This is a genomic window from Bacillus paramycoides (genome assembly GCF_038971285.1).
Lineage (GTDB): Bacteria > Bacillota > Bacilli > Bacillales > Bacillaceae_G > Bacillus_A.
Genome location: NZ_CP152427.1, coordinates 2,951,013 through 2,974,339, shown reverse-complemented (window position 1 = coordinate 2,974,339; position 23,327 = coordinate 2,951,013). Strand labels below are relative to the sequence as shown.

Annotated in this window: 16 protein-coding genes and 1 pseudogene; all 17 read left to right on the top strand. The window is 31.8% G+C overall.

Going from position 1 to position 23,327, the window contains the following annotated elements; translation table 11 throughout:
- Window positions 1-73 precede the first annotated feature (73 nt).
- The 17 genes and pseudogenes from glsA (at window position 74) to hblD (ending at window position 23,322) form a co-directional block, all read left to right on the top strand.
- On the top strand, window positions 74-1,054 hold the full coding sequence (gene glsA, locus AAG068_RS15380) for a glutaminase GlsA (protein ID WP_048527827.1): 981 nt from the start codon (window positions 74-76) through the stop codon (window positions 1,052-1,054).
- Window positions 1,055-1,287: 233 nt separating this feature from the next.
- A complete protein-coding gene (locus AAG068_RS15375; RefSeq protein ID WP_342714907.1) occupies window positions 1,288-2,604 on the top strand; it encodes a sensor histidine kinase in 1,317 nt (438 codons plus the stop codon).
- A gap of 4 nt (window positions 2,605-2,608) precedes the next feature.
- Window positions 2,609-3,553 carry a response regulator gene (locus AAG068_RS15370; RefSeq protein WP_000274068.1) on the top strand — a complete coding sequence of 315 codons (945 nt, stop codon included), beginning with the start codon at window positions 2,609-2,611 and terminating at the stop codon, window positions 3,551-3,553.
- A 681-nt stretch (window positions 3,554-4,234) separates the two neighbouring features.
- A complete protein-coding gene (locus AAG068_RS15365; protein WP_342714906.1) occupies window positions 4,235-5,809 on the top strand; it encodes a spore germination protein in 1,575 nt (524 codons plus the stop codon).
- Between the two features lie 26 nt (window positions 5,810-5,835).
- Window positions 5,836-6,927 (top strand): spore germination protein, encoded by a 1,092-nt coding sequence (locus tag AAG068_RS15360; protein ID WP_342714905.1) that lies wholly within the window; start codon window positions 5,836-5,838, stop codon window positions 6,925-6,927.
- Window positions 6,924-8,117, top strand: a complete 1,194-nt coding sequence (locus AAG068_RS15355; protein WP_342714904.1) for a Ger(x)C family spore germination protein — start codon at window positions 6,924-6,926, stop codon at window positions 8,115-8,117. The genes AAG068_RS15360 and AAG068_RS15355 overlap by 4 nt, the downstream gene beginning before the upstream one ends.
- 224 nt (window positions 8,118-8,341) lie before the next feature.
- A complete protein-coding gene (locus tag AAG068_RS15350; RefSeq protein WP_342714903.1) occupies window positions 8,342-9,334 on the top strand; it encodes a DUF4046 domain-containing protein in 993 nt (330 codons plus the stop codon).
- Between the two features lie 107 nt (window positions 9,335-9,441).
- Window positions 9,442-10,686, top strand: coding sequence for an NAD(P)-dependent malic enzyme (locus tag AAG068_RS15345; protein ID WP_342714902.1), 1,245 nt, complete (start codon window positions 9,442-9,444; stop codon window positions 10,684-10,686).
- A gap of 167 nt (window positions 10,687-10,853) precedes the next feature.
- Window positions 10,854-11,201 carry a DoxX family protein gene (locus AAG068_RS15340; protein WP_342714901.1) on the top strand — a complete coding sequence of 116 codons (348 nt, stop codon included), beginning with the start codon at window positions 10,854-10,856 and terminating at the stop codon, window positions 11,199-11,201.
- A gap of 314 nt (window positions 11,202-11,515) precedes the next feature.
- Window positions 11,516-12,334, top strand: coding sequence for a pyrroline-5-carboxylate reductase (proC, locus tag AAG068_RS15335; RefSeq protein ID WP_342714900.1), 819 nt, complete (start codon window positions 11,516-11,518; stop codon window positions 12,332-12,334).
- A 177-nt stretch (window positions 12,335-12,511) separates the two neighbouring features.
- Window positions 12,512-13,864: a branched-chain amino acid transport system II carrier protein BrnQ5 gene (gene brnQ5, locus AAG068_RS15330; protein ID WP_342714899.1), complete on the top strand. Its 1,353-nt coding sequence runs from the start codon at window positions 12,512-12,514 to the stop codon at window positions 13,862-13,864.
- Window positions 13,865-14,173: 309 nt separating this feature from the next.
- Window positions 14,174-15,589 (top strand): amino acid permease, encoded by a 1,416-nt coding sequence (locus tag AAG068_RS15325; protein WP_342714897.1) that lies wholly within the window; start codon window positions 14,174-14,176, stop codon window positions 15,587-15,589.
- Window positions 15,590-15,755: 166 nt separating this feature from the next.
- A complete protein-coding gene (locus AAG068_RS15320; protein ID WP_342714896.1) occupies window positions 15,756-16,397 on the top strand; it encodes a nucleotide excision repair endonuclease in 642 nt (213 codons plus the stop codon).
- Window positions 16,398-16,595: 198 nt separating this feature from the next.
- Window positions 16,596-16,783 (top strand): annotated as a pseudogene (locus AAG068_RS15315) (small, acid-soluble spore protein, alpha/beta type).
- A gap of 1,209 nt (window positions 16,784-17,992) precedes the next feature.
- Window positions 17,993-19,222 carry a helix-turn-helix domain-containing protein gene (locus AAG068_RS15305; protein WP_342714895.1) on the top strand — a complete coding sequence of 410 codons (1,230 nt, stop codon included), beginning with the start codon at window positions 17,993-17,995 and terminating at the stop codon, window positions 19,220-19,222.
- A gap of 1,498 nt (window positions 19,223-20,720) precedes the next feature.
- A complete protein-coding gene (hblC, locus tag AAG068_RS15300; protein ID WP_342714894.1) occupies window positions 20,721-22,040 on the top strand; it encodes a hemolytic enterotoxin HBL lytic component L2 in 1,320 nt (439 codons plus the stop codon).
- Between the two features lie 61 nt (window positions 22,041-22,101).
- Window positions 22,102-23,322 carry a hemolytic enterotoxin HBL lytic component L1 gene (gene hblD / locus AAG068_RS15295; RefSeq protein ID WP_000714435.1) on the top strand — a complete coding sequence of 407 codons (1,221 nt, stop codon included), beginning with the start codon at window positions 22,102-22,104 and terminating at the stop codon, window positions 23,320-23,322.
- Window positions 23,323-23,327: the final 5 nt, after the last annotated feature.

Here is a 23,327-nt window from a genome sequence, read left to right as displayed (position 1 = left end):
TGCAAATATTATTGATTATAGTAAAGAAAAAATCATTCTATATAAAGTTAATAGTACGGGGGAATATTTTTAAATGATAAAAGATTATAGCATTCAAATTGAGGGTCAAGAAAAAGTTTGCTTAGATCAATGGGTAGCCCATTATCGAACGTATGCAGCTAAGGGACGAAGCGCCAGTTATATTCCCGCTCTGGGGGAAATAAATGTATCGCAGTTAGGTATTTGTATAGTAAAGCCAGATGGAACAATGATAAAGTCAGGAGATTGGGAGATACCTTTCACATTACAAAGTATATCAAAAGTAATCGGTTTTATAGCCGCTTGTTTAAGTCGCGGTATTTCTTATGTATTAGAACGAGTTGACGTAGAGCCAACTGGAGATGCCTTTAATTCAATTATTCGTTTAGAGATACATAAACCAGGAAAACCTTTTAATCCTATGATTAATGCTGGAGCGATTACGATAGCTTCACTTTTGCCAGGGAAATCGGTGCAAGAAAAATTAGAATCTCTATACGTATTAATTGAAAAAATGATAGAGAAGCGTCCTGCTATTAATGAAATAGTATTTCAATCCGAATGGGAAACGGCTCATCGTAATAGAGCTTTAGCATACTATTTAAAGGAAAATGGTTTTCTAGAATCAGATGTGGAGGAGACACTAGAGGTTTACCTAAAACAATGTTCGATTGAAATAAATACAGAAGATATTGCCTTAATAGGGCTTATACTAGCACATGATGGATATCATCCTATTCGCAAAGAACAAGTGCTCCCTAAAGAAGTAGCTAGGTTAACAAAAGCTTTAATGCTTACTTGTGGAATGTACAATGCTTCTGGAAAATTTGCTGCTTTCATTGGATTACCAGCTAAGAGTGGGGTATCTGGAGGAATTATGACACTTGTTCCCTCAAAATCTAGGAAGGATTTATCGTTCCAAGATGGATGTGGTATTGGTATTTACGGACCAGCCATTGATGAGTATGGGAATAGTTTACCAGGAATTATGTTGTTAGAACATATTGCAAAAGAATGGGATTTAAGTATATTTTAAAAAGGAGCACAGATATTTTGGTGTTAGAGCGAGTCCAAAAGTGTTCAGACCTTATATTGTGTCTGAACATTTTTGAGTTATAAAGTATCTTTCTAAAGTAGAAGAGTGTAATGAATACTCACAATCTATAATGCTTTCGTTTATATCTTATTTATCAGTTTTTGAAAAAAATAGAGTAAGTATTGTATTAATGCAAATAGGTTTGTATACTGACTGTTAGGCGAAAGTGAGAAGTGATTATTTTGAATCTTAGTAATTTAGTAAAAAAAGACATCTATATTCTCGTTTTAATGATACTTACAGTACCCTTAGTAGGTGAAATAAAGTCATTTCCCTTAAATGAAACATTTAGAATGAGCTTTGGTGCACCAACATTTTTCTTTTTTTTGTTATTATTTCGACGAGTTCCAGCATTTTTACCGGGTTTTTTAACAGCAATAGTCGTTGTAGTATTTCGTATCTCAATGGATGTCATTATAAAGGGAAATATGGATTGGTTAGCCGCTTTTCATACTCACTATCCTAGTTTTTTCTTTTATTTTACGTATTCGTATCTCTTTCATTTAGCAAAAATCAAACGATTTTATCATCAACCACTAATGATTGGTTTTATTGGTTGCATTATTGAAATATTGTCAGACTGTGTGGAATTAATGATTCAATATTTTGTATTAAAAACATCGATCACATCCGAGGCAATAAATGAAATCATTGTTATCGCATGTTCCCATAGTTTTATAGTTCTAAGCTTTTTCAATATGATGAAATTGTATGAAGCGCAATCAAGGGAGAGACACATAAAGAAACAAAATGAACACATGCTCATGCTCATCTCTAATTTATATGAAGATGCTGTTCATTTAAAAAAAACATTACAGGATGCTGAGAATATAACAAAAAAATCCTATGATTTATATAAAACCTTAGACTCTTTTGAGCACAAACAGATGAATTTTCAGTTTGAGGATTTAAGGCAACAGGCATTACAAATTGCTGGCGAGGTCCATGACGTTAAAAAGGATAACCAACGCATTTTTGCGGGACTTTCAAAACTAATTTCTGATGAAAGTTTTACAGATTATATGTCTGTACATGAACTGGTAAACATCATTATACGGGCAAATACGAAATATGCACGGTTGCTAGAGAAAGACATCCAATTTGTGTATAAAATTGATGGTGTGCATCCTCATTATCACATTTATACAATCTTATCTATTATAAATAATATCGTAACAAACGCTGTAGAAGCTATCCAAGGTATGGGAATCATCACAATTGACATTAATAAAGACCATCATTTTGTTGAATTTCGAGTAGGAGATAATGGTCCAGGTATTTCTTCAAAATATAAAGATTCAATTTTTGAGCCTGGTTTTACTTCTAAATATGATGATTTAGGCAATCCATCGACAGGCATCGGACTATCGTATGTTAAAAAAATGGTCGAACAACTAGAAGGTGATGTTACGCTTGAGGACAGAACCGAAGGAAAAGGATCAATTTTTATAATTAGATTAGGGATTGATCATATAATTTCGAAAGGGTGATTCTATGTATTTTTATATAGTAGATGATGAAAAAGCGGTTCGCTCAATGTTGGCTCAAATTATCGAGGATGAAGATCTTGGAGAGGTTATAGGAGAAGCTGAGGATGGTTTATCTTTAGAGCAACACATGCCAATCCTTAAAAAGATAGACATTTTATTTATCGATTTGTTAATGCCGATTCAAGATGGAATAAAAACAATTCGTCAAATAAAGCCTTCGTTTAAAGGGAAAATCATCATGGTTTCTCAAGTAGAATCAAAAGAATTAATTGCTGAAGCTTATTCGCTTGGCGTTGAATACTATATTATTAAGCCAATTAACCGGATTGAAGTCTTAACAGTTGTTCGGAAAGTCATTGAAAGAATTCGTTTGGAAAAATCGATAAAAAACATTCAAGAATCGCTTAATATGGTATTAAAATTGGATAGTAATTCAAGTGCGCAAGAAAAATACCGTAATGAAAAACATTTAAATACTTTTAATCACTTTCAAAATTCCATTCATTTTCTTTTGTCTGAATTAGGAATAGCCAGTGAAAGTGGAAGTAAAGATTTAATGGATATGCTAGATTATTTATATAAATATGAACAAGATAACACGTTGGAACAAGGTTTTCCTTCACTAAAAGAGATTTTTATGAATTTAGCTCAAAAAAAACTTGGGGATTCAGCTGAAGATGCCGAATTAAAAAGGTTCATAGAAGCTTCCAAACAACGGATTCGAAGAGCAATTTATCAATCATTAAACCATTTAGCTTCCCTTGGACTTACTGATTTTTTAAACCCGAAGTTCGAAAATTATGCTTCTAGATTTTTTGATTTTACTACCGTAAGGAGAAAGATGACAGAATTGAATAATGAACCAACAGTACCTGCTCGTATTGATACGAAAAAATTTATTCAAGTTCTTTATTTTGAAGCAAAACGAATACACTTGGAATTAAGATGATAAACTCTTGCTCATTATTATTTTCAATTAATAGATTGATAGTTGTTTTCATGTTATTTGTTTTATATAGTCTTTCTAAGAGAGTAGTTTCCTTTATTTCATATTGGTTTTAAAATCAGAAAATTCCGTATCGATTTGGTAGAAATGTACTAACTTGGAACAAAAGAATATGTATTTTTTACACATTAATATCCATTTAAAAAAACGAGTATTTCTAAAATAAAATATAACTACATAGTAAGTTGAATTGAAAAAAAGATGCTATCTTCTAGCATCTTTTTTTCTTTAAGAGAAAATATCATTGATACTTATATTATTTGAAATTCAAATGCAGGCATATAAATAAGGGAAAAGGAGATAATATTTAACAAACTATAATTGGAAATGGTATTTTAGGTCAGAAATGTTTTTATACTAATTAGGTTATTGGTACTAAATAAGCATAATGTCTTGCTTTTATGCTCTTTAATCTTACAGTTATTTTTTATTAAGTACATACCGTTCTTTAGAAGTCTCAATCCTAGCAGAGTATATAAATTGGGTGATAAACATGTGGAACATAATTACTTCTTATCTTCCAGATTGGAAAGTCTTTGTACAAGCTTTTATCTTGTTTTTAATTCCGTATACTATCTCAAGATTTTTTCATTGGGTTCGTATGTCAGAGAAAGAGTGGGAAGAATGAGTTGGTGGAAGTCAAGAGACAAACAAGTGAAGAAAAATAATATTCAAAGTAAAACGAAACAAGAGTATAAACCTTCTCAAAATACAACCGTTCATTTCACAAATGATTTTGCCTCTAATTTAGAACTTATAAAGCAACAGATCGGACATAATTCTGATGTTCGTTTTCGGAAGTTTAATATTGGACGCACAGATATTCAAGCTGGGATCATTTTTGTTGATGGTCTATCAGATAAAGAGATCATTGACAAACACATTATGAAGTTACTAATGGATGATTTTTCTGACGAATATAAAAATGAATCTTCTTATGTGGAGGGGACTGTTTCAAAAGAATATATTAAAAATAAAGTTCTTACAGTTAGTGAAGTAGCAGAAGTCCATTACATAAAAGATTTGATATCCAAAGTATTGATAGGTTCAACAGCTCTCTTAATTGATGGTTTAGCAGATGTGTTTATTCTTGGTACAACAAAAGCAAATAAACGAAACATGGAAGAACCAGTATCAGAGGCATTAGTCAGAGGGCCACGGGTCGGTTTTACTGAAGTATTAAGTGATAATACCTCACTTTTGCGACGGCATTGTGCGGATGAGAACTTATCATTAGTAAAGCTACCAGTAGGAGAACGTGCAAAGAAAGAGTTAGTTGTCGCATTTATTAAAGATCTTGCTAGTACAGAATTGGTGGAAGAAATAAAAAGTAGAATTCAGAAAATTGACATAGACAGTGTACTCGAATCTGGTTATATAGAGCAACTCATTGAAGATAATTATCTCAGTCCTTTTCCACAGATTCAAAATACAGAACGACCTGATCGTGTTATTAGTGCTTTGATGGAAGGTCGAGTAGCTATTTTGTTAGATGGAACACCATTTGTTTTAATTGCTCCAGTTACATTTAGTATGTTGCTGCAATCACCAGAAGATTATTATGAAAGGTGGATTCCTGGTACGCTTCTCCGCTTATTACGCTTCATGACAGCTTTTGTTTCATTATTTGCTCCAGCACTGTATATTTCTTTTATTTCATTTCATCCAGGATTAATTCCCACTAAGCTCGCTATTTCGATTATCGGATCGCGAGAAGGAGTTCCTTTTCCCGCTTTAATCGAAGCGTTAATTATGGAAGTAGCTATCGAAGTTTTACGAGAAGCAGGTTTACGTCTGCCTAAACCGATTGGACCTGCAATGGGAATTGTGGGCGGTTTAATAATTGGTCAGGCTGCCGTAGAAGCAGGAATTGTTAGTCCAATAATGGTTATCGTTGTTGCGGTAACAGCTATTTCTTCTTTTACTATTCCGCAATATAGTGTGGGAATTACGTTACGCATTCTTCGTTTTGTAGCTATGTTTTGTGCTGCGATATTTGGCTTGTATGGTGTTATTCTCTTCTTTCTTTTACTTTGCAGTCATTTAGTGAAACTGAAAAGTTTTGGCGTTCCTTATACTAGCCCTGCTGTTCCGTATCGATTTAGTGACTGGAAAGATTTTATGGTTCGCATGCCATTAAAAATAATGAGACGTCGACCGAAAATAATGCATACTAAAAAAACTATCCGCAAAAAGTAGCTGATGACGAAAGGAAGTGGCCTTCAGTGATTACTGAACCTAAAGACCGAATAACAACTTCGCAAGCAGTTGTTATTATTGTAAATTACATACTTGGAACAGGAATCCTCACTCTGCCCAGAGCATCTGTAGAAAAAGTGAAAACACCAGATGTATGGCTAAGTGTGATATTAGGTGGGATACTCGCAATGGTTTCAGGAGTCATCATGGTCAAATTAAGTCAGCAGTTTCCAGATAAAACATTTTATCAATACAGTCAAGATATTGTAGGGAAATGGATAGGCAGGTTGCTTAGTTTTCTTATTATAGGGTATTTTCTTACAACTTCAGCCTTTCAAATTCGTTCAATGGCAGAAGTAATAAGCTTTTTTTTGCTCGAAGGAACCCCCACATGGGCTATTGTTATGCCTTTTATGTGGATAGGTCTCTATTTGATTATGAGTGGTATTAATTCAATTGCACGGATGTTTGAAATAATATTCCCTATTACTGTTTTTATTTTTTTACTCGTTTCCTTTATGAGTATAGGGATATTCGAGATAGATAATCTCCGTCCCGTATTAGGTTTGGGAATTAAACCAGTGTTAGATGGGGTAAAAACAACGTCTCTCGCATATACAGGTCCTGAAATTATGTTAATTCTTTTGGTGTTTATGGAACAACGAAAGAAAGCAGTAAAAGCTATTTTAGTTGGAATTTCTATTCCGTTAATCTTTTATGTAATAACTGTTGTAATGGTGATTGGTGCATTATCAATTGATGGGGTTGTAACAAGAACATGGCCGACAATTGACCTTATGCGCAGTTTTGAAATTTCTGGTTTGATATTTGAACGTTTTGAATCTTTACTACTTGTAATATGGATTATGCAAATATTTGCTACCTATACGATTAGTTACTATGCAGCTGCATTAGGATTAGCCCAACTCTTTAAAAAGAGTATTCATCCGTTTATTTTTGCTTTGATTCCAATCATTTACATCATCGCTATGACTTCGAAAAATATAAATCATTTGCTTAAATTGGGGGATATGCTCGGTAATGCTGCTATATTTTTATTTGGTTTACTGCCACTGCTCCTTCTTATTATTACACGATTAAAAGGAGGAATAGTGTGAAAAAGAAATTTAATTATATGCGGTTCTATTTGGCTTTGTTATCGATGCTTGTGCTCCTATTTTTAACTGGATGTTGGAGCAGTAAAGAAGTAGAAGAGTTGAGTTTAACTGCAGGTATAGCACTAGATAAAGGGAAGGATTCAACAATTGAGGAAGAGGATGAGGAAGGAGGATATCCTAAAAGAAATCTTATAACAGCTACTTATCAAATTGTTAGTTCGCAAGCACAAAGTAAAGGAAACGGACAACAAAAACGTTATATAAATGTTTCTGAGACCGGTGATTCCATTCATCAAATTGTTCGGGAGCTTTCATTGAAAAGAGAGAGCGAAATGTTCAGCCCGCATTTAAAAAACATTGTTATTAGTGATAGTCTTGTACGTACATACAGTTTAGAACAATTACTTGAACAGTATCTCCGTGACAATGAAGTTCGGCTTAGCTCTATGATCTTAATTAGCAAGGGGCTAGCGAAGGAGGTACTGGAATCAAACAAAAAAGGAGAAATCCCAGCATTTCGTTTGTCTGGAATTGCAGATAATAGAAATAGAACAACAAGGATTTTGGCTCCTGTATCGCTCGCTAAATTAGAAGGAAAGATGCGGTCAGGGTCCAGTTTTCTTTTGCAAAATGTAATCTCGATGAATGGGGAAACAAAATTTGCAGGAGCTGCTGTAATTAAAGGGAAGACAAAAAAATTGATGGGCTTTTTAAATGAACAGGAATTGGAAGGAGTAGTCTGGATAAACGGAAAAAGGAATGGTGGTGTGGTAAAAACTTTTGATAAAGAATCAAAGAAACTCATTATATACGAAATAAAGTCAATAAAAAGCAAAATCATACCACATGTTAACGGAAATAATATTTCCTTTGATGTAAACATTGAATCAGAAGGACGTTTGTCTGAAAATTGGGTGCAATCAGGAAAAAATTTTGAAAATGAATTTTTAAAAAGAGAAGAAAAAGCTATTGAAAAAGAAGTAAAGCACTTAGTACATCATGTTACAAAAAAAATAAAAAAAGAATATCAAGTCGATATTGCGGGTTTTGGCAACCAATTAAGAATTAAACACCCGAGAACATGGGAGAAAGTCAAAAAAGATTGGGATCGAACATTTAGTAAAGTACCGATTAAATATCATATAAATGTAACTATACAAGATTATGGAGCGTCGAGTTTAAAACGATGAGACGTCTTAATTGACCTTATATTTACACAAAAATAAAAAGTTACAAAAATTTTAATTTGAAAATTTTTGTAACTTTTTGTTTTTTTATGTCCTTCTTATTATAAATTAAAGAAATGATTTTACCCTATACGTTTCTTTTGCGTTATAAAAGTAGATCACAATAGTTACTATTTAACGTTAGGAAAGAGGAATCGTTATATGTCTTGAATAGGAGGGAGTTTGAAGTGCAAGCGAAAGCAGTGCAAATAGAAGAAATCTATCAAGAAATATTAGACGGTAAAAGAAGTAGGTTTCCACCGAATACATGGAAAGAAGATAGCAATAGAGAGCTATCTAAAAGGGTCACAAAATATTTAATTGAAACAATTTTAAAATGGAATGAAGAGGATATTAAACAAAAATGGAATACCCCTTTAATTATAAAATATCGATTGCTCGGCGCGCTCAAACATGGTTATGATAACAGTCCCTATAAGATGATTGAAGACTTATATCCTAATAGATTTAAAGAGTGGGAGTTTGGTATGGCACCATTAAATTTTTGGACTAAAGAAAAAGCTCTTGAAGCATTAAAATGGACTGTCGAAGAAAAAGAAAAGCTAAGTAAAGTAGAACTACTCAAATTCTATAGTAAAAAATGGTTAGAGAAAAATAAACTCAGTGCACCATTAGTTATGTATTGGAATGGTAGCCCTTATGCAATGATAAATTCTTTATATCCTAATAAATTTAAAGAGTGGGAATTTAGTATGACTCCTAACAAGTTTTGGACTAAAGAAAAAGCATTGGTAGCATTAAGGTGGACTATTGAAGAAAAAGAAAAATTAACTTCTTTTCAATTATTACAAGTTTACAGTGTAAAATGGCTTACTATTCATAAATTAATTTCTCCTTGTCAAATATTCTGGAATAACAGTCCGTACGCCATGATTAATGAATTATATCCTGGTCAAAATAAAGAATGGGAATATAAATTCACACCTACCGGATTTTGGACTGAAAAAAAAGCATTAGAGGCGCTGAAGTGGACTATTGAAGAAAAGGAAAAACTAACAGAGGAGCAATTACTATCTATGTACACACAAAGATGGTTAATTAAACATAAGTTATGGACACCATTAAGAAGATATTGGAAGGGAAGTCCATACAATATGTTAAATACTTTATACCCCAATCGTTATGCAAAAGATATGTTAAAAGGTTATAAAAATAAATAATGATTATATTAGAAGTCTTACTTATATCATACAATATCAAGTTTAATATAGAGTTAATAAAATATTGATTTAATTAATTCTTAACTTAATTATAGGAGCGAAATTATATGTCACTTTTACGAGATGAAGCATTAAAAATGCATAAAGAAAAACAGGGGAAGATTGGTGTTTATTCTAAAGTTAAAGTACAAAATTCAACAGATTTAAGTCTCGCTTACTCACCAGGTGTTGCTGAGCCATGCTTAGAGATTTATAAAGATGAAAGCAAATTATATGATTATACAATGAAAGGGAATCTAGTTGGAGTTATATCCGATGGAACTGCAGTATTAGGTCTTGGGAATATTGGACCTAAAGCAGCTATGCCAGTGATGGAGGGAAAAGCTTTACTTTTCAAATCATTTGCTGAGATCGATGCTTTTCCTATTTGTTTAAACACTAATAATCCGGATAAGATTGTTGAAGTTGTTAAATTATTAGAACCAAATTTTGGTGGGATAAACTTAGAAGATATTGCAGCACCTCAATGCTTTGAAATTGAGGAGCGCCTAAGAAAATCTTGTGATATTCCTGTTTTCCATGATGATCAACACGGTACAGCTATTGTAACGATTGCTGGCCTAATTAATGCACTTAAGTTAACAAATAAAAAAATTGAAGATGTGCAAATCGTTGTAAATGGTGCTGGTGCTGCTGGGATAGCGATTGTTAAGCTGTTACTTCATATGCATGTAAAAAATGTTATTTTGTGTGACACAAAAGGGATAATATATGAACAGCGACCTATTGGAATGAATGCGCTTAAAGAAGAAATAGCTCGTATTACAAATATAGAACAGAAGCGGGGAACATTAGCAGAGGCGCTTATTGATGCTGATGTATTTATTGGAGTATCAGCTGCAGATGTAGTTGATGAGGATATGATTCGTTCTATGAATCATAATCCTATTATTTTTGCCTTGGCTAACCCTACACCTGAAATTATGCCTAATAAAGCAAAAATAGCAGGAGCACTAGTAGTTGGTACAGGACGTTCTGATTTTCCTAATCAAGTAAATAATGTACTAGCTTTCCCCGGAGTTTTTCGTGGAGCTTTAGATGTACAAGCAAAAGAAATTAATGAAGAAATGAAGCTAGCAGCTGTTTATGCAATAGCTGAGTTAATTTCAGAAGAAGAGCTTCATGTCAACTATGTCATTCCAAACCCGTTTGATCCTAGGGTGGTGCCACATGTAGCATATGCTGTCGCACGTGCTGCAGTGGAAACCGGTGTTTCAAGAAAAAATATCAGCATGTCTGAAATTAAAAACAATCTATTCAGGTTAACAAAAGAGGTAAATATATTAAAATAAATATTTTTCTTAAGAAAATATTATGTAGTAAAGGTTAGCTACTTAGTTCTTAGCGTATAAAAAGTTAAATTATGTATATCTCCCTTTCTGATATTGGTAAAACGCATATATTTATTCCTTGTGAAGTATGAAAATTAACAAAGTCTTAAAAGGAGCGAGTTTAAAAGATGATTGTTCTTCAGGTAGTTTTAGCAATTTTTATTGTAGTAGGGGGATTCATAAAAATTTTCCGTATATCTTTTCAGGTAGAACATTGGCAACAATATCAATACTCATTATGGTTTATGTCTATAATTGGTTTTGTTGAAATTGTTGGAGCAATAGGTATAATCGGTGGTATTTGGAATCAATACTTAGCGATAGGAGCAAATACATTATTAGCAGTTCTCATGGTCGGAGCCATTCATGCTCATATGTTTCGAGCAAAACAATCTATTTTAATGGCAATTCCTGCATTACTTTGTTTCATACTATCTACGGTGATAATTATTTGGAATTTAAATACATTTTATTAAGCTTAACTATAAATTGTTAAAATAAGTAATTGTTAGAGGGATATGTAAGCTCTATTTAAAATGGTGAATAGTTAAAGAATATTAATTCAGAAAAATTATCATCATTTTACTCTTGTTTTTAATAGTTCTATGAATAGAAAGTCTCTTCATTTTTTTAATGCATGCTTGTAAACGACATACGAAAACATAACTCATTATAGGAAGGAGAATTTTTAAATTCTATTGATAAAACCAGTAATTGTAATAGCCCTTATTTAGAATAATAATTTCAAAATCAATAAAGTTTAGAATAGAAGGAGCAAGATCAAATTATTATGAATAAACAAATAGGATTTATCGGATGTGGAAACATGGGTATTGCTATGATAGGTGGAATGATTAATAAAAATATAGTGTCTCCAAATCAAATAATTTGTTCAGATTTAAACGTCAGTAATTTAAAAAATGCTAGTGATAAATATGGCATAACTATAACTACTAACAATAATGAAGTCGCTAACAGTGCCGACATTTTAATTTTATCAATTAAACCAGACTTATACACATCGGTAATTAACCAAATAAAAGACCAAATAAAAAATGATGTAATTGTTGTAACTATTGCTGCAGGAAAAAGTATTAAGAGCACTGAGAATGAATTTGATAGAAAGTTAAAGGTTGTTAGGGTAATGCCTAATACACCGGTACTTGTTGGGGAAGGAATGTCTGCATTATCTTTTAATGAAATGGTTACAGAAAAAGATATAAAAGAGGTGCTAAATATATTTAATATTTTCGGCCAGACGGAGGTCGTAAATGAAAAACTAATGGATGTTGTTACATCTATTAGTGGTTCTTCTCCAGCATATGTGTATATGTTTATAGAAGCCATGGCAGATGCTGCTGTACTTGGCGGTATGCCGAGAAATCAAGCTTATAAATTCGCAGCTCAAGCTGTATTAGGTTCTGCAAAAATGGTATTGGAAACGGGGATACATCCAGGTGAATTGAAGGATATGGTTTGTTCTCCAGGTGGAACGACAATAGAAGCTGTAGCAACACTAGAAGAAAAAGGTTTAAGAACAGCTATCATTTCAGCTATGAAACGTTGTACGCAAAAATCTATGGAAATGTCTAGTTTAACTAGTAGGTGAAAAGCTTTGTTTAGGCGTAACTTCATAGCCATTAATTTAAGCTGTTATTTCAGTTGCTATTCGGGATCATAAAATGGCTTTCTACAACGGTGCTCTAAGCTGGGATAAACTAGATTAGTATATAAATTAAATGAAAAAATAAAGAGAGTATACAAATGTGTAATCGGAGGATTTGTTATGTCAAATAAAGTTCCTACTTCCTTTATCATTATTATAGGATTGATGCTGTTTGCATTGTTTTTTGGAGCAGGAAATTTAATTTTTCCACCTATGCTTGGTCAAATGGCTGGAAAAAATGTATGGATAGCCAATGCAGGCTTTTTAGTTACTGGAGTTGGTTTACCATTGTTAGCAATCACAGCATTTGTTTTTTCAGGTAAAAATGATTTGCAATCTTTAGCTAGTCGTGTGCATCCGGTGTTTGGTATTGTATTTGCGACCGTTCTCTATCTGGCGATTGGTCCCTTTTACGCCATCCCTAGATCTGGCAATGTATCGTTTGAAATTGGAATTAAACCTTTTTTATCAAATGACGCAGGTCCTGTTGCATTAACCGTATTTACAATCTTATTTTTCACAGTTACATGCTTATTATCTCTTAATCCTACAAAAATTATTGATATAGTTGGAAAAATTTTGACTCCTATCAAATTGACTGTTATTGGGATTCTCGTAGTTGTGGCTTTTATTCACCCAATTGGAAGAATTCAAGCACCTATTGAAGTTTATGCATCAGATTCATTTTTTAAAGGTTTTCAAGAAGGGTATTTAACATTAGATGCTCTTGGAGCTTTTGTTTTCGGAATCATTATTGTGAATGCAATTAGAGAAAAAGGGGCTACTACTAAAAATCAGCTTATGATTGTTTGTGTAAAAGCAACAGCTATTGCTGCTACACTCTTAGCTCTTATCTATACTGCCCTTTCCTATATGGGTGCTTCTAGTGTTGAAAAACTAGGTCGTTTAGATAATGGGGCTGAAGTTTTAGCAAAAGTTTCGGATTATTACTTTGGTTCGTATGGTGCAATTTTGTTAGGTTCAATGATTACAGTAGCATGTTTAACCACAAGCGTAGGACTTATCACTGCTTGTTCTTCTTTTTTTCATAAATTATTTCCAAAGATCTCTTATAAAAAAATTGCTATTATTTTGTCTGTTTTCAGTACACTAGTTGCGAATATAGGATTAACACAATTAATTATGATTTCAATCCCTGTATTAATAACTATGTATCCAATTGCTATTACCTTAATATTCCTAACATTTTTACACTCTGTATTCAATGGTAGGTTTGAAGTATATCAAGGGAGTTTGATATTGACATTTATTTTTAGTTCATTAGATGGATTAAAAGCTGCTGGAATAGAAAGCGAAATAATTCATAATTTTCTTGAGCATTTTCTTCCTTTATATAGTGTAGGTTTAGGATGGGGATTTCCGGCTATTATAGGCGGTGTATGTGGGTATATTGTTAGTGTATTACGGAAGAAAAATACCGTAAGTTGTAGTGAAAGTCAATTAAATAAATAAATTCTTTTTGTTTATCATATCATTATCGGGGACACAAAACTAATTCTTTCTTTGGAATGAAAAAATCTTTTATTTATATTTTTGGAGATAAATTGAATGAGCTATAACACATTATAGCTGATGTTTGTTGAACACTGGATGAAAGAGAAAAAATAGAAAGTATTAACCTAAAAATACGGATAAATCTATAGAATATTTCAAATTTATTTAACGTAAAAGAAATATTATGAGACTACCTAATAACTTAGTAAATTTATATACGACAATAATAAGAAGAGCAAACCTTATTTTAAAGGGGATACAGAGAATATGAGTAATTTATTAAAAAAGAAATCCGTTACACAATTGTTAGAGCATAATCAAAGCAAGACCTTAACGAAAACATTAGGAGCATTTGATTTAATTATGTTAGGGGTAGGCTCGATAATCGGAACGGGGGTTCTTGTGTTAACTGGATTAGTAGCAGCAAGAGATGCTGGTCCAGCAGTTATTTTTTCATTTGTACTTGCAGCAATTATATGCGGATTTATAGCATTATGTTACGCAGAAATTGCTTCCACACTCCCGGCATCTGGTAGTGTATATACGTACTCATATGCAACAATTGGTGAGTTTGTTGCTCATCTAGTAGGTTGGTCTTTACTGTTAATATATATCGTGGCAACAGCGGCTGTCGCTGCTGGATGGACAGGCTATTTCCACAATTTAATAAAAGGATTTGGATTAGAGATACCTAAAGCTCTAGTAACGATTCCTTCGCATGGTGGTATTGTGAATCTACCAGCAGTAATCATTACATTGATATTAGCATGGATGTTATCCCGTGGTACGAGGGAAAGTAAACGAATCAATAATATAATGGTATTGGTTAAAATTGGTATGATTTTATTGTTTATTACAGTTGGTATATTCTATGTAAAACCAACGAACTGGATACCAATTGCACCATATGGTTTAAGTGGGGTTTTTACGGGTGGAGCAGCTATTTTATTCGCCTTCACGGGTTTTGATATATTAGCAACTTCAGCAGAAGAAGTAAAAGATCCGAAACGTAATCTTCCCATCGGTATTATTGCATCATTAATCATATGTACAATTATTTATGTTATCGTATGCCTTGTTATGACAGGAATGGTTTCCTATAAAGAATTAAATGTTCCTGAGGCAATGGCTTATGTAATGGAAGTGGTAGGACAAGGAAAAGTCGCTGGTGCAATTGCTGCAGGTGCTGTAATTGGCCTTATGGCTGTTATTTTTTCAAATATGTATGCGGCAACACGAGTTTTCTTTGCAATGAGTCGTGATGGATTGTTACCGAAATCATTTGCGAAAGTTAATAAGAAAACTGGAGCACCCACTTTTATAACTGGATTGTCAGGAATAGGGAGTTCTATAATAGCTGGGTTTATTGATTTGAAAGAATTGGTTAATTTAGTTAATATCGGTAGTTTGGTGACATTTGCGTTAGTTTGTCTATCAGTTATTATTCTCCGTAAATCACACCCAAATTTAAAACGTGGATTTATGGTACCTTTTGTACCTGTATTACCAAGCGTTTCAATTGTTTGTTGTGTGTTTTTAATGCTAAATTTACCGTTAAGAACATGGATGTACTTTAGTATTTGGATTACTATTGGGGCAGTAATATATTTCCTTTATTCGATAAAACACAGTAATTTAAATGAGGAAACGATCTCGAAATTACATGATAAAATTGCGAGATAATAACGATAGGAAATTTTATTAATAATCATATTGATAGTTGAGTAACATAGAAACAGTTTTTTGACATTTAGCAAGAAATAAAATGAAAAATCCTAGGACAGCTGAGTGCCTTTTTTAGAAACCTTGTCTGTTTTTCATGATTTAAAACTAATAAGGAGAGGAAAGTATGAGTGAATTGCATTTTATGAGTCTAGAAGAACTGGATAATGAATTAGAAAAAGATGACAGTGGTATTTATTTTATTAAAGATTATAATGACAATATTATTTATATAGGCAAGGCTTTTAGTATAAAAAGTAGAGTATTAGCTCATTTTAATAGTTATTCCAATATTAAGGAATATGTACATTTATTTAATAAAGTAGCGTATCTCATTGAAGATAGTTTGTTAAAACGCTCATTGTTACAAGTTACTTATATGATTAAATATAAACCAGTATTAAACAAAGAAGTCCAAAAAGAATTCCCAGAGTTATATAATCAATACATTAAGCAAACAAATAAAAAATCCATGTTGTTAGAAATGGATGAAGCTAAAGAAAAAAGGGATGAGTTAAAGAATAGATTAGTAAAATTAGTAGGCGGAAAAACTATGTTTTATGACATAATTTCTCTGTTAAACAATGGATATAACTATCATGTTCTCGCAAAAGTATTGAGCATAGAACTTCAAACTTTAATTATAATGAAAGAACACCGAAACAAATTTCCGATACCACATAATTATAAGAGGACAATAAAGCATCAAGATATAATGTATGCTTTATCTGGAAAAAAGAATTTAAGTACTTCAAGGTTAAACACTTAACTTTAAAGTAGTAAATTCGTTGCTTTTGTAGCTTTTATTGTTATATTGAAATGCAATGTACATTTATGTTTCAAATTCAGTTGGTAGAATAAGGGAAGGGAAAGGGTTCCCATAAAAGTACTAGAAGAAATTAGGTTACTCATGCTTAAATAGCATAATTAGGCACATGTTATTTATAAATATATTGGAAGTGCAATTATAAATATTCAAAGATACGAAAGTAATACAAATGAAATTCTTATTTGTGCTACTACAAGTACTATTGAGCAAATGAAGTATGAAATTGCTCTTTGAACTAGGAGTCACACTGGGACCTGATACATTTGATCGGTGGAGAGATTACAAAACGCTTATTTCGAATGCCTGAAAAACAGTTAACAGGTTAATACAGATTACACTAAGAAAATAATCCGTATATATACGGATTATTTTTCCTTTAATTTACAAAAAAAATGAATTTTGAAATTGAAAAAACCTCTCAGATTCCTTTTTAATAACCTTTTGTAGTTGTGTTAATGGAATAGGTATTGAAAGAGAATTAATTCAATACGGACGATGTATGAGCTATTAAAAGAGTTTTGGTATTATTTGTAATTTCAATTCCGTGATACTTAAGCCGCTATAATAAAAAATTTTATGTCTAAATCGATATAAAGGAATAATTATTAAGTGATATTTCTTTTTTTATAGAATAAGTAAAAACTGATATTGTAGTAATTACTGTTTTGAGGTCAATTTACTGTGCACCTTAATTATTGAAGTTTTTTTGTTGATTAACAACTATTGTATTTGGAAATTAATAATAAGTTTATGTGATGCGGTAATAAAACTATCTAGTTTGCTATTCTTAGTATTTGTAAAGTATATATATTTTTTCCTCTTTTGTGGAAAGTAAAACTAATGTTGCGACCAGTAATATAGTGCCAATTAGATAAAACTAGTTGCCACTATATAGCCGATTTTTTGAGTATTCCATTCGTTTTTTATTCTTATTCTTATTTTTTGTTGATGAAAAGACCTTGTACTCAATTAAATGTTTAATTGAGTACTTGAATTTCCTCCACCTTGTATTTTTCAAAGCATAGTGCTTCAAAAATAGCCTTATCACTTTCAGCTGTTTCCAATTTCATGACTTCGTTATTATCTTTTTTTTAAATTTGGAACGAAGTGGTTTTTCAGTTTCATATTTAAATTAGCAGTATTTATTTTTTGAATTCAATTTGTATAAGTGATTGAATTGGAACTTTGACTGTTGTTTCTTGCGGCGGTACAGTATCTCCTGTCACTTTCGCTGCATTTTAAATCTTTTTCCAGCTTGGTCCTCGCATTGACTACCACTGTATTTTGTAGCTCTTCACTGTTTTCTCAAGTTCAATAATTATATCTTGTAGAATTAAGAAAAGAATTTAGTGTATTTCATTTACTGATCTACTCTGATATTTAGATGCTAACTACAATTAAATAATATATGATTTTTATAAAGAAGATATAGTAATATTTTGTTGTGAATTGTACTAATTTGATATTTTATAGTATTATTTGTCGTGAATTATATATAACAGAACATATTTTATGGATCTATAAAGGAGAATGCAATGAATACTTCCATCGATATACAACACTTGTGTGATCTTGCACATAAAGCATTTACTGCCCCTGTGCATATTTTATCTGCAGACAGAAAAATTTTATATCATTCTACATCTGATAATGTTTGTAGTCCTTTTTATTCTTCAAAAGAAGAACATCTTACTGATATTTATCAAGAAAATGATCCCTGTAACTTGCCACTTTTCCGAAGTAACAACTATCTTGAAAATTTTGTTCTAATTCATATAGAAAATCATGATGATATTAAAGGGACTATTATAATCGGTCCTACTATACATCCAAAAGATTCAGATGATATGATCATAAAATTTCAGAAAGAATTTAAATCAAATGATAACATTCAAGAAAGACTTGCCTATTATCAGTGTTTATCTGAGATTAAAAAAACTACATTAATTGATATGGGAATTTTATTACATTACATGATTTTCAATGAAAAGTTAGATGTAGATATTGTCTTGGAAAAAAATAAAGTACTAGAGGAAGTTCCTAATAAAATTGTGAAACCTGATTTATATATTTTAAAACGCCGACAAAACAAACCTAAAACTCACAATATGGCATTAGTAAATGATTTCTTTTCGACTATCAAAGAAGGAAATAAAAAAAAGTTAATACAGTATATGTATGCGGTTTCACAAGAAGATGTTGAACTTATGCTAATAGAGGATCCGCTCAGGAATCAAAAAAACCTTGGAATTATTGCGATTACCTTAGCCACTCGATATGCAATAGAAGGAAACCTGCCACCAGATATTGCTTTTGCTCATAGTATTTTATATATACAAACCCTAGAACAATTAGATAATGTAGAATCTGTAAAGCGATTGTCAGGGGACGCTTTACGTACCTTTGCAGATCGTGTGAAAGAATACAATGCAAAAAAGTATTCTTACGCGGTTACTACATGTATAAAACATATTAATAAAAATGTTTACGATGGAATATCTCTGAATGAACTTGCTAATCATTTAGAAATTACGCCTACTTATCTGTCTAAACTATTTAAAAAAGAAATGGGAATCACTTTAAGCGAATATATTCAAAGGGAACGAGTGGAAGAAGCAAAAAAATTATTAACACTCACTACTTATTCGTTATCAGATATCTGTGCTTGGCTTAACTTTAATGACCAAAGTTATTTTATAAGAGTTTTCAAAAAAAACACTAGCATGACTCCTAGGCAGTATCGTGAAAAATATACAATAATATAAGCTTGTTATCTGCTGTCTCCAATGTAAAGACTTAAACATGGATGTAAGTATCCCCAAAGATGAAAATATTGAACTTATTACTCTAGAAAGAGTTTGTGATTTGTCTAGAAAAAGAACCTGTATTCAAATAGACGTATGAGATTAACCTGATATTATCTTGTTAGCGGAAGAGTTTCAATTTTTAGGAGTTAGAAAAATAATGGAGAAACAAAGTTTATCTATTTTTTTATAACAATCATGTGCTGAATTTATTGGTATAGTTCTGAATTAGATAAACACTAGTCTGACGTCAGCTCAAACAAATAGCTCATAAACACATATCTGAGCAAAAGCTCAATGGAAATGTTTGTACCGTATTGTTAACTTGAAAAATACACTAACCATTATTTTGCTAAAGAAAACAAAAAGATAGAAGGCTGCAAAGTGTTTTAAGGAAGCTTTGCAGCTTTTTTGTAATTTAGAACCTATGTTTATAACGATGATAAGTTTATAGACTAATATCTTCACGTTTAATATTTGTTAATATAGATATTATAATGTTTTTTTGTAAAAAATCAATAATATAACATAGATTACTAAATATATCTATATTTTATGCAATTATACATAACTAAATAAAGGTAAAAAAGTATAAAAAGACCTATTATATTATTCTATAAGTATTTTTTCTAAAATAAAATTTCTTGGTTGATCTAAAATAGTTATTTTTTAACCGTATATACATTAATTTGTAATCATTACAATTACAGAAATGAAATTTACGAATAACTATATTTATATAATTTTTTTGGTTCATATTTTTATTTAACGGTAAATTATCGAGTGTAATCGACAAAATTTTTCTATTTACGCATTAAAAATTTAATGTTTTAATGAACAACATAACTGGTATGACCAGAGAGAAAGGAGAAGGTTACGCTAATAGGAATTATAGTGTAGTTGTAAGTAACATTGTGTTGGGATTAATTTTCTAAAAAATCGATCTATTATTAAGGGGCCAAGAATCTTAAAAGAATCAAATTTGTAATAAAACTGTTCTAAGTTTCTGCATAACAAAAGTGAAGTTATTCCGCAATAAAAGTATAAGCGATGTACAGCATAATTTCACCTTTTGTAGTCTAGTAAGGATTTTGCTGACAAAACTAAGAGGTATATTATGAAATTGAAATTAAACAATGTTACGACAAGATTAACTGTAAGCATTGGTTTATTGATTCTCGCGGTTCTGTAAGTTAAACCGCAACCTTAGGGAAGAATTAATAAATTATTACTCATAGGGTGCCTGATTCAAATATATTTAATAAATTTTTGTTATTTATTTTTGAAAAATAGAGTATCGAAATGAGAGATAAATAAAATCCTTACATCCTATTAGAAGTAAAAAATAACGATATTAACGTATCTGAAAGATTTCTCCTTCCTAACCAGTTTACAAAGAGAAAGGTCGTACAAGTTATATGAATTAAGTTATAAAAACAGTGGTAAAGGAGTGTACGGAATGAAAAATAAAATAATTACAGGATTATTAGTCACATCCATTGTAACTGGAGGAAATATTCCTATCAATACTCTCGCAACACCAATCGTTCAAGCGGAAACTCAACAGGAAGGCATGGATATTTCCTCTTCATTACGAAAATTAGGTGCGCAATCTAAATTAATTCAAACGTATATTGATCAATCTTTAATGAGTCCTAATGTACAGTTAGAGGAAGTCACAGCTTTAAATACAAATCAATTCCTAATCAAACAAGATATGAAGGAATGGTCATCGGAACTCTATCCACAGTTAATTCTATTAAATTCAAAAAGTAAAGGATTTGTAACAAAATTTAATAGCTATTACCCGACATTAAAATCGTTTGTAGACAATAAAGAAGATAGAGAAGGGTTTTCGGATAGACTTGAAGTACTTCAAGAAATGGCTATGACGAATCAAGAAAATACGCAACGGCAAATCAATGAATTAACAGATCTTAAATTACAGCTTGATAAAAAATTAAAAGATTTTGATACTAATGTGGCAACTGCGCAAGGCATACTAAGTACAGATGGAACAGGAAAAATAGATCAGTTAAAAAATGAAATATTAAATACCAAAAAAGCAATTCAAAATGATTTACAGCAAATTGCATTAATACCAGGGGCGTTAAATGAACAGGGATTTGCTATATTCAAAGAAGTTTATAGTCTTTCAAAAGAAATTATTGAACCAGCTGCTCAAGCGGGGGTGGCAGCGTATAACAAAGGAAAAGAAATTAACAACTCTATTCTAGAAGCAGAGAAAAAAGCAGTGCAAGAAGCAACAGAGCAAGGTAAAACTGCTCTAGAGATTGAATCAGCAAAAAAAGCAGCTCGTGAAGCAATTGAGAAAAGCAAACAAGGTGAAATAGCAGCCGCAGCCGCAGCCAAAACACAAGAGTATGACCTGATGAAGGTCATTGATACCGAAAAGATTAAGAAAACATTTGGCGTTTTTGCTGAAGTAAATAAATTAACAGCAGAACAGCGAGCATATTTAGATGATTTAGAGAAACAAAATCAAAAAATATATGATTTAACAACGAAACTATCAATAGCTGATTTACAAAAATCAATGCTTCTTCTTACACAAAATGATTTGCATACGTTTGCAAATCAAGTAGATGTAGAACTGGATCTACTAAAGCGCTATAAAGAAGATTTAAATCTAATAAAAAATAGCATTACAAAATTATCTACTAATGTTGATACAACTAACGAGCAGTCTCAAAAAGATACATTAAGACAATTAAAAAATGTAATAAGTTACCTTGAAGAACAAGTATATAAATTTTAATATTGCGTTTTTTGGAAATATATAAAGATTATAAGCATTTAGCGAAAGAAGGAGAATAGTCATGAAAAAATTTCCATTCAAAGTACTAACTTTAGCTACATTAGCAACTGTTATAACTGCTACTACCGGTAACACTATTCATGCATTTGCACAAGAAACGACTGCTCAAGAACAAAAAGTAGGCAATTATGCATTAGGCCCCGAAGGACTGAAGAAAGCATTGGCTGAAACAGGGTCTCATATTCTAGTAATGGATTTATACGCAAAAACAATGATTAAGCAACCAAATGTAAATTTATCTAATATCGATTTAGGTTCAGAGGGGGGAGAGTTGCTCAAAAATATTCACCTTAATCAAGAGCTGTCACGAATCAATGCGAATTACTGGTTAGATACAGCGAAGCCACAGATTCAAAAAACTGCTCGTAATATTGTAAATTACGATGAACAATTTCAAAATTATTACGACACATTAGTAGAAACTGTACAAAAGAAAGATAAGGCAGGTCTAAAAGAGGGTATAAATGATTTAATTACTACAATCAATACAAATTCAAAAGAAGTTACAGATGTTATTAAGATGCTACAAGACTTCAAAGGGAAACTATATCAAAATTCTACAGATTTTAAAAATAATGTTGGTGGTCCAGATGGGAAAGGTGGATTAACTGCAATATTAGCAGGTCAACAGGCAACGATTCCACAACTTCAAGCTGAAATTGAGCAACTTCGTTCTACTCAGAAAAAACATTTTGATGATGTATTAGCATGGTCAATTGGTGGTGGATTGGGAGCAGCTATTTTAGTTATTGCAGCTATTGGAGGAGCGGTAGTTATTGTTGTAACTGGCGGCACAGCAACACCAGCTGTTGTTGGTGGACTCTCGGCTCTTGGAGCAGCTGGTATCGGTCTAGGAACTGCGGCTGGTGTCACAGCATCTAAGCATATGGACTCCTATAACGAAATTTCTAACAAAATCGGAGAATTAAGTATGAAAGCAGATCGTGCTAATCAAGCAGTTCTTTCGCTTACTAACGCGAAAGAAACATTGGCATATTTATATCAGACTGTAGATCAAGCGATATTGTCTCTAACAAATATTCAAAAGCAATGGAATACAATGGGCGCAAATTATACAGATTTATTGGATAATATCGATTCTATGCAAGACCACAAATTCTCTTTAATACCAGATGATTTAAAAGCCGCTAAAGAAAGTTGGAATGATATTCATAAAGATGCAGAATTCATTTCAAAAGATATTGCTTTTAAACAGGAGTAGAACTG

What these genes read in the sequence shown, in the direction of transcription:
- glsA (WP_048527827.1), top strand. Translation starts at nt 74, where the DNA reads ATGATAAAAGATTATAGCATTCAAATTGAGGGTCAAGAAAAAGTTTGC.
- AAG068_RS15370 (WP_000274068.1), top strand. Translation starts at nt 2,609, where the DNA reads ATGTATTTTTATATAGTAGATGATGAAAAAGCGGTTCGCTCAATGTTG.
- AAG068_RS15365 (WP_342714906.1), top strand. Translation starts at nt 4,235, where the DNA reads ATGAGTTGGTGGAAGTCAAGAGACAAACAAGTGAAGAAAAATAATATT.
- AAG068_RS15345 (WP_342714902.1), top strand. Translation starts at nt 9,442, where the DNA reads ATGTCACTTTTACGAGATGAAGCATTAAAAATGCATAAAGAAAAACAG.
- AAG068_RS15340 (WP_342714901.1), top strand. Translation starts at nt 10,854, where the DNA reads ATGATTGTTCTTCAGGTAGTTTTAGCAATTTTTATTGTAGTAGGGGGA.
- proC (WP_342714900.1), top strand. Translation starts at nt 11,516, where the DNA reads ATGAATAAACAAATAGGATTTATCGGATGTGGAAACATGGGTATTGCT.
- brnQ5 (WP_342714899.1), top strand. Translation starts at nt 12,512, where the DNA reads ATGTCAAATAAAGTTCCTACTTCCTTTATCATTATTATAGGATTGATG.
- AAG068_RS15325 (WP_342714897.1), top strand. Translation starts at nt 14,174, where the DNA reads ATGAGTAATTTATTAAAAAAGAAATCCGTTACACAATTGTTAGAGCAT.
- AAG068_RS15320 (WP_342714896.1), top strand. Translation starts at nt 15,756, where the DNA reads ATGAGTGAATTGCATTTTATGAGTCTAGAAGAACTGGATAATGAATTA.
- AAG068_RS15305 (WP_342714895.1), top strand. Translation starts at nt 17,993, where the DNA reads ATGAATACTTCCATCGATATACAACACTTGTGTGATCTTGCACATAAA.
- hblC (WP_342714894.1), top strand. Translation starts at nt 20,721, where the DNA reads ATGAAAAATAAAATAATTACAGGATTATTAGTCACATCCATTGTAACT.
- hblD (WP_000714435.1), top strand. Translation starts at nt 22,102, where the DNA reads ATGAAAAAATTTCCATTCAAAGTACTAACTTTAGCTACATTAGCAACT.